We start from the raw sequence: 6676 nt of genomic DNA, 5'->3' as shown, positions 1-6676 counted from the left end.
CTGCGCGGCCGGCTCGACGCCGCGACGCGGGTCGAGCTCGCCGAGCTCGGCACGCTCGACACCGCGGGGGCGCGCCTGCTGCACGGCCTGCTCGGCGGTGAGCGCGTCGCCGCCCTGCTGGCCGACGAGGGGGCACTCAGCCGCGAGCGGCGCGCGCTGCTGAAGGCGGTGGCCGACGCGATCGAGGGCCGCGAGGAGCGCCCCATCGGGGACGAGGGCTACGCGCTTGGCGACGTGCTCGCCCACATCGGCCACACCATGCTGGTGTTCTGGCGCCACGTGACTTCGCTGACCGGCTTCATCGGCCTGATCCTGGAGACGGCGCTGCGCGTGAGCGTGCAGCCGCGGCGCTGGCGCATGACCGCACTGGTCGCCAACCTCGAGCGCACCGGCCTCGACGCGGTGCCGATCATCGCGCTGCTGACCTTCCTCGTCGGCGCGGTGGTCGCCTTCCTCGGCGCCACGGTGCTGCAGAACTTCGGCGCCAGCATCTTCACGGTCGACCTGGTGGCCTACTCCTTCCTGCGCGAGTTCGGCGTGCTGCTCACCGCGATCATCGTCGCCGGCCGCACCGCGAGCTCCTTCACCGCGCAGATCGGCTCGATGCGTGCCAACGAGGAGATCGACGCGATCCGCGTGCTCGGCCTCGATCCGATCGAGCTGCTGGTGCTGCCGCGCGTGTATGCGCTGCTGATCGCGCTGCCCATCCTGACCTTCGTGGCGATGATCGCGGGCATCGTCGGCGGCATGCTGGTGTCGGCGACCACGCTCGACATCTCGCCGGTGCTGTTCCTGTCGCGCATCCAGGACAACGTGGGGCTGATTCACTTCTGGGTCGGCATGGCGAAGGCGCCGATCTTCGCCTTCCTGATCGCGGTGATCGGCTGCCTCGAGGGCTTCCGGGTGCAGGGTAGTGCGCAGTCGGTGGGCGAGCACACCACGTCCGCGGTGGTGCAGTCGATCTTCGTGGTGATCGTGGTGGATGCGATCGCGGCGCTGTTCTGCATGGAGATGGGCTGGTGAGCGCGCGGGGGGTGACGGCAGGGCAGGGCCTGGAGAACATCGTCGAGGTGCGCGGCGTGCGCAACCAGTTCGGCGCCCAGGTGGTGCACGACGGGCTCGATCTCGACGTGCGCCGCGGCGAGATCCTCAGCGTGGTGGGCGGCTCGGGCACCGGCAAGTCGGTGCTGCTGCGCACCATCGTCGGGCTGAATCGGCCGCGCGAGGGGCGGGTGCACGTCTTTGGCGAAGACCTGCTGAGCCTGCCCGACGCGCGCCGCAAGCAGGTGGAGCGCCGCTTCGGCGTGCTGTTCCAGAAGGGCGCGCTGTTCTCGTCGCTGACCGTGGCCGAGAACGTGGCGCTGCCGCTGATCGAGCACGCCGGGATGTCGCGGCGCGAGGCGGCGGAGCTGGCGGCGCTCAAGATCGCGCTCGCCGGGCTGCCCGCGATCGCCGGCGACAAGTTTCCGTCGGACCTCTCGGGCGGCATGGTCAAGCGCGCGGCGCTGGCGCGCGCGCTCGCGCTCGACCCCGACATCCTCTTCCTCGACGAACCCACCGCCGGCCTCGACCCGATCGGCGCCGCGGCCTTCGACCAGCTCATCCTGACCCTGCGCGACGCGCTCGGGCTCACGGTGTTCATCGTCACCCACGACCTCGACACCATCTACACCATCACCGACCGCGTCGCCGTGCTGGCGCAGAAGAGGGTGCTGGTCAACGCCGGCCTGGACGAAGTCGCCGCCACCGACGACGCCTGGATCCGCGAATACTTCCACGGCCCGCGCGGCCGCGCCGCCGCCACCGCGGTGGCCGCCGCGCAGGCCGTGCCCGCAGCAACGGAGAGAAACTGACATGGAAACCCGCGCCCATCACGTGCTGATCGGCCTCTTCACCGTCCTCGTGGTCGGCGCCGCGCTGGCCTTTGCGCTGTGGCTCGGCAAGAGCGACGCCGACCGCCAGTTCGAGACCTACGACATCGTGTTCCAGGAGGCGGTGTCCGGCCTCTCGAAGGGCGGCACGGTGGAGTTCAACGGCATCAAGATCGGCGACGTGGTCAGCCTGAGCCTGGACCCGGACGACGCGCGCCGGGTGATCGCCCGCGTGCGTGTCGACAGCACCGCGCCGGTGCGCACCGACACCCAGGCGCGGCTGGTGCCGGCCGGCATCACCGGGCTGACGATGATCCGCCTCACCAGCGGCAACGACCCCGCCAGCCAGCGCCTGGTGGCGCCCGAGGGTGAGGTGGCACGCATCGTGGCCGCGCCCTCGCCGTTCAGCCGCCTGCTCGCCGACGGCGAGGATGCGATCACCAACGGCAACGAGCTGCTGGTGCAGGCGCGCGCGCTGCTGTCGGCGGACAACGTCGGCGCCATCGGCCGTACGCTCGACAACCTCGAGCAGACCACGGCCGCGCTCGTTGCCCAGCGCGAGGACGTGAGCGCGGCGCTGCGCGAGATCACCCAGGCGAGCCGGACGGCCAACGCCGCCCTCGCCGAGGCGACCCGGGTGCTCGGCACCGCCAACCGCCTGGTCGAGAACCAGGGCACGCAGACCCTGGACAGCGCGCGCGCGGCGATGCAGACCTTCGAGCGCGCGATGGGCGCGGTCGACAAGCTGATCGCCGACAACCGCGAGCCGCTCGACGGCGGCCTGCGCGGGCTGGCCGAAATCGGCCCGGCGGTGGCCGAGTTGCGCTCCACGCTCGGCTCGGTACGCGCGATCACCCGCCAGCTCGAAGACCGCCCCGCCGACTACCTGCTCGGCCTCGAACCGACCAAGGAGTTCACGCCATGAAAACCCTGCAATCCGTGCCGGCCATCCAGGGTGATGTGCCAGGGTGCCGTGCCCCCCGGGCGCGCCTTGCGCGCGCCGTGAGCCGGGTGGCGCGTGCGGTCGCCGCGCGCGTCGGACGATGGGCTGGGTTGGCCGCGCTCGGTGCTGCGCTGCTGCTGCCCGCGTGCACGATCCTGCCCAAGGCCGAGCCGCTCGACGTCTATCTGCTGCCGGCCATCGCCGCGACGCCCGCAACCGCCACCCAGGCGGCGCCGTGGTCGCTGCGCATCGCGCGCCCGGCGGCGGGCGTGCATCTGTCCGGCCAGCGCATCGTCGTCGTGCCCGAGGACAGCCGCGTCAGCGTGTACAAGGGCGCGGGCTGGAGCGACCCGGCGCCGGTGCTGGTGCGCAACCGCCTGCTCGACGCCTTCCGCGCCGACGGCCGGGTGGGTGCGCTGAGCAGCGACGAGCGCCAGCTGCACGCGGATTTCGAGCTCGACAGCGACCTGCGCGCCTTCCAGAGCGAATACCGCGGCGGCCGTCCCGAGGCGGTGCTGCGCCTCGACGCGCGCCTGGTGCACACCGCCAGCCGCCGCATCGTCGCCAGCCGTAGCTTCGAGCAGCGCCAGGCCAGCGCGGACCCGGCCGTCCCGGCCGTGGTCGAGGCCTTCGGCACCGCCGCCGACCGCCTGTCGGCCGAGGTGGTGGACTGGACCGTGCGCGAGGCCGCTGCGGTTCGCTGAGGCGGGGCGCCCCACGACCCTGGCATCGGCGGTCGCATGCGGATAGGCTTGTGCGCTCGCCTGCGCAACCGGAGGACCGCATGATCTTTCGCCAGCTTTTCGAGCCCGTCTCGAGCACCTACACGTATCTGCTGGGCTGCGCGGACAGCGGCCGCGCGGTGCTGATCGACCCGGTGCTGCCGGCCTGGCAGCGCGACCTGGAAGAACTGCGCCGGCTCGGGCTGACGCTCGCCTACACGCTCGACACCCACATCCACGCCGACCACATCACCGCCGCATGCAAGCTGCGCGAGGAGACCGGTAGCAAGGTCGCGCATCCGGCGATCGACGGGCTCGCGTGCGCCGATCTCGGCGTGGAGGAGGGCGTGCCGCTGCAGGTGGGTGGGCTGCGCATAGAGCCGCTCTTCACCCCGGGCCACACCGACGGCCACCACGCCTACCGGGTGGGCGAGCGCGTGTTCACCGGCGACGCGCTGCTGATCGAGGGCTGCGGCCGCACCGATTTCCAGAACGGCGACGCGCGCGCGCTCTACCACAGCGTGCGCGGCAAGCTCTTTGCGCTGCCCGACGACACCCTGGTGTATCCCGGCCACGACTACAAGGCGCGCCGGGTGTCCTCGATCGCCCAGGAAAAGGCGCGCAACCCGCGCCTGGGCGGCGAGCAGAGCCTGGAGGCCTTCGAGCGGCTGATGGCGGAGCTCGGACTGGCGTATCCGAAGTTCATCGACTACGCCGTGCCGGGCAACCGCGCCTGCGGGCGCTGTCCGGCCGGCGTGCCCGAGGACCTGCAGCAGTATTGCAAGCAGATCGGCGAGAGCCTGCAGGGCTGAGGACGGCTTGCGTGAAGCGACGCGCATGGCGTCCCCGCCGCGGCAATCGCGCCTGCCGGCGCTCCTACAGGAAATCGTCGCGATTCGGAGTAGGTTGGCGCGGCCCGGTGCAATGTAGGAGCGGCGGCAGCCGCGAAGGGGCGGTGCGACGGGGGACGGGGGCGCGGGGGATCGACGCGGCATTCGCGCCTGCCGGCGCTCCTACAGGAACCGTCGCGGGCGGGTGGCACGGCGCCATGTAGGAGCGGCGGCAGCCGCGAAGGGGCGGTGCGGTGGGTGAAGGGGGCGCGGGGGATCGACGCGGCAATCGCGCCTGCCGGCGCTCCTACAGGAGCCGTCGCGGGCGGGTGGCACGGCGCCATGTAGGAGCGGCGGCAGCCGCGAAGGGGGCGGGTCAGACCTCGCCGGACTCGAGCTGGCGGCGGATCTCGAGCAGCTTCTCGCGGCGCGCGGCGGTGGTCTCGGGGTAGTGCAGGTCGAGCCCGGCGAGGGTGTCGACCAGGATCTGCGACACGATCAGGCGGGCGTTCTTCTTGTCGTCGGCGGGCACCACGTACCACGGGCAGTCGGGCGTGCTGGTGGCGCGCAGGCAGTCGGCGTAGGCGGCCATGTACTTGTCCCAGTGCTTGCGCTGCTCGATGTCGCCCTCGTCGAACTTCCAGTTCTTGTCCTCCTCGTCGATGCGCGCGATCAGGCGGTCGCGCTGCTCGTCCTTGGACAGGTGCAGGAAGATCTTGACGATGCGGGTGCCGTTGCGGTGCAGGTGGGCCTCGGCGTCGACGATGGACTGGAAGCGGTCGCCCCAGAAGTCGCGTGCGGCCAGGGTCTCGTCGGGCAGCTTCTGCCCGCGGAGGATCTCGGGGAGCACGCGCACGATGAGCACCTCCTCGTAGTACGAGCGGTTGAAGATGCCGATGCGGCCGCGTTCGGGCAGCGCGACGTGGGTGCGCCACAGGAAGTCGTGGTCGAGCTCGGTGGGGCTCGGGTGCTTGAAGCTGAACACCTGGCAGCCCTGCGGGTTGATGCCCGACATGACGTGGCGGATGGCGCCGTCCTTGCCGGCCGCGTCCATGGCCTGGAAGATCACCAGCAGCGAGTAGCGGTCGTGGGCGTAGAGCATCTCCTGCAGCTCGGAAAGGCGCTCGGTGCCGGCGTCGAGGCGCTCCTGGTAGTCGCTCTTCGAGTCGTAGAGGGCGTGGACCTGGGTCGGCCAGTCGGCGAGGTCGATCTTCTTGCCGCCCTTGACGCGGAACTCGGCGATGTCGATCGGTTTGTGCTTGCTCATCGGATGCTCCGTTTGGTTGGGGGGGCGGTGTTCAGCACATTGTCCGCCTCCTGGCTGCCGGGGTCATGTACCGGATGTATGCGGTTCAAGCGTTCAGCGGCCAGAACAGGAGCAGCAGGGGAAGGCTCACCGCGATCACCAACAGGTCTAGCGGCAGGCCCATGCGCCAGTAATCGCCGAAGCGGAAGCCGCCCGGGCCGAGGATCAGGGTGTTGTTCTGGTGGCCGATCGGGGTCAGGAAGGCGCACGAGGCGCCGATCGCCACCGCCATCAGGAAGGTGTCGGGGCTGACGCCGAGCTGGGTGGCGGCGCCCACGCCGATCGGCGCCATCACCGCGGCGGTGGCGGCGTTGTTCATCAGGTCGGTGAGCACCATGGTGGTGACCAGGATGAGGGCGAGGCCGATCACCGCGTCGCCGCGGGCGAGGGTGTCGAGCAGCAGGCGGGCGACGAGGTCGGCGGCGCCGGTCGATTGCATCGCGCCGGCGACCGGCAGCAGGGCGGCGAGGAGCACGATCACCGGCCAGTCCACCGCCTCGTACACCGCGCGTGGCGGCACCGTGCGCAGCGCCATCGAGGCGAGCACGCCTGCGGCGAAGGCGACCGCCGAGGGCAGCAGGCCGAGCGCGGCGACCGCGACCGCGGCGATCATGATCAGACTGGCGGTGATCGCCTTGCCGCGGTCGGGGATGCGCAGCTCGCGCTCGGCCAGCGGCACGCAGCCGAAGTCGCCGGCGAACTCGGCGAGCGTGTCCGAGGGGCCCTGCATCAGCAGCAGGTCGCCGGGGCGCAGCCGGAGGGTGCGCAGGCGGGCGCGTGCACGGGCGCCGTCGCGCGACACCGCGAGCAGGTTGAGGCCGTAACGCGAGCGCAGCAGGAGGTCGCTCGCGGAGCGGCCGGCGAGCGCGGATTCGGGGCGCACCACCAGCTCCATCAGCACGAGGTCGTCACCGCGCTCGCTGCGGGCGGGGGCGTCGTCGGCCGGCGCGCCGGTGTCCTCGGGCGCTGCGTCGGCCGCGCTGTCCGCGGGGGCGGGCGCGGCT

Annotated in this window: 7 protein-coding genes; 5 read left to right on the top strand and 2 right to left on the bottom strand. The window is 71.7% G+C overall.

Annotated features, from left to right (window positions below):
* From C667_RS18825 to C667_RS18805, 5 genes are all read left to right on the top strand, one after another.
* Positions 1-1023: MlaE family ABC transporter permease (locus C667_RS18825; RefSeq protein ID WP_039922210.1), on the top strand; the 1023-nt coding region annotated here is incomplete at its 5' end.
* Positions 1020-1853 carry an ABC transporter ATP-binding protein gene (locus C667_RS18820; RefSeq protein WP_004376123.1) on the top strand — a complete coding sequence of 278 codons (834 nt, stop codon included), beginning with the start codon at positions 1020-1022 and terminating at the stop codon, positions 1851-1853. The genes C667_RS18825 and C667_RS18820, both read left to right, overlap by 4 nt.
* A gap of 1 nt (position 1854) precedes the next feature.
* Positions 1855-2796 (top strand): MlaD family protein, encoded by a 942-nt coding sequence (locus tag C667_RS18815; protein WP_004376121.1) that lies wholly within the window; start codon positions 1855-1857, stop codon positions 2794-2796.
* The gene (locus C667_RS18810) at positions 2793-3518 is read left to right on the top strand and encodes an ABC-type transport auxiliary lipoprotein family protein (protein ID WP_083881362.1); all 726 of its coding nucleotides are present in this window, start codon (positions 2793-2795) and stop codon (positions 3516-3518) included. Before C667_RS18815 ends, C667_RS18810 begins: the two co-directional genes overlap by 4 nt.
* 80 nt (positions 3519-3598) lie before the next feature.
* Positions 3599-4348, top strand: coding sequence for an MBL fold metallo-hydrolase (locus C667_RS18805; RefSeq protein ID WP_004376116.1), 750 nt, complete (start codon positions 3599-3601; stop codon positions 4346-4348).
* A gap of 394 nt (positions 4349-4742) precedes the next feature.
* Here the strand turns inward: C667_RS18805 and C667_RS18800 are convergent, their stop codons facing one another.
* Entirely contained in the window at positions 4743-5633 is an 891-nt protein-coding gene (locus C667_RS18800; protein WP_004376114.1) for an ADP-polyphosphate phosphotransferase, read from the bottom strand.
* 85 nt (positions 5634-5718) lie between these two features.
* A partial coding sequence (locus C667_RS18795; RefSeq protein WP_004376113.1) for an SLC13 family permease occupies positions 5719-6676 on the bottom strand: 958 nt, incomplete at its 5' end.

It is taken from the genome of Thauera phenylacetica B4P (assembly GCF_000310225.1).
Lineage (GTDB): Bacteria > Pseudomonadota > Gammaproteobacteria > Burkholderiales > Rhodocyclaceae > Thauera > Thauera phenylacetica.
This window is presented reverse-complemented; position numbering and strand designations above follow the sequence as displayed.

Bases quoted from the DNA above. Each gene is read 5' to 3' on its own strand.
- C667_RS18810 (WP_083881362.1), top strand. From the start codon at position 2,793: ATGAAAACCCTGCAATCCGTGCCGGCCATCCAGGGTGATGTGCCAGGG.
- C667_RS18815 (WP_004376121.1), top strand. From the start codon at position 1,855: ATGGAAACCCGCGCCCATCACGTGCTGATCGGCCTCTTCACCGTCCTC.
- C667_RS18800 (WP_004376114.1), bottom strand. From the start codon at position 5,633: ATGAGCAAGCACAAACCGATCGACATCGCCGAGTTCCGCGTCAAGGGC.
- C667_RS18805 (WP_004376116.1), top strand. From the start codon at position 3,599: ATGATCTTTCGCCAGCTTTTCGAGCCCGTCTCGAGCACCTACACGTAT.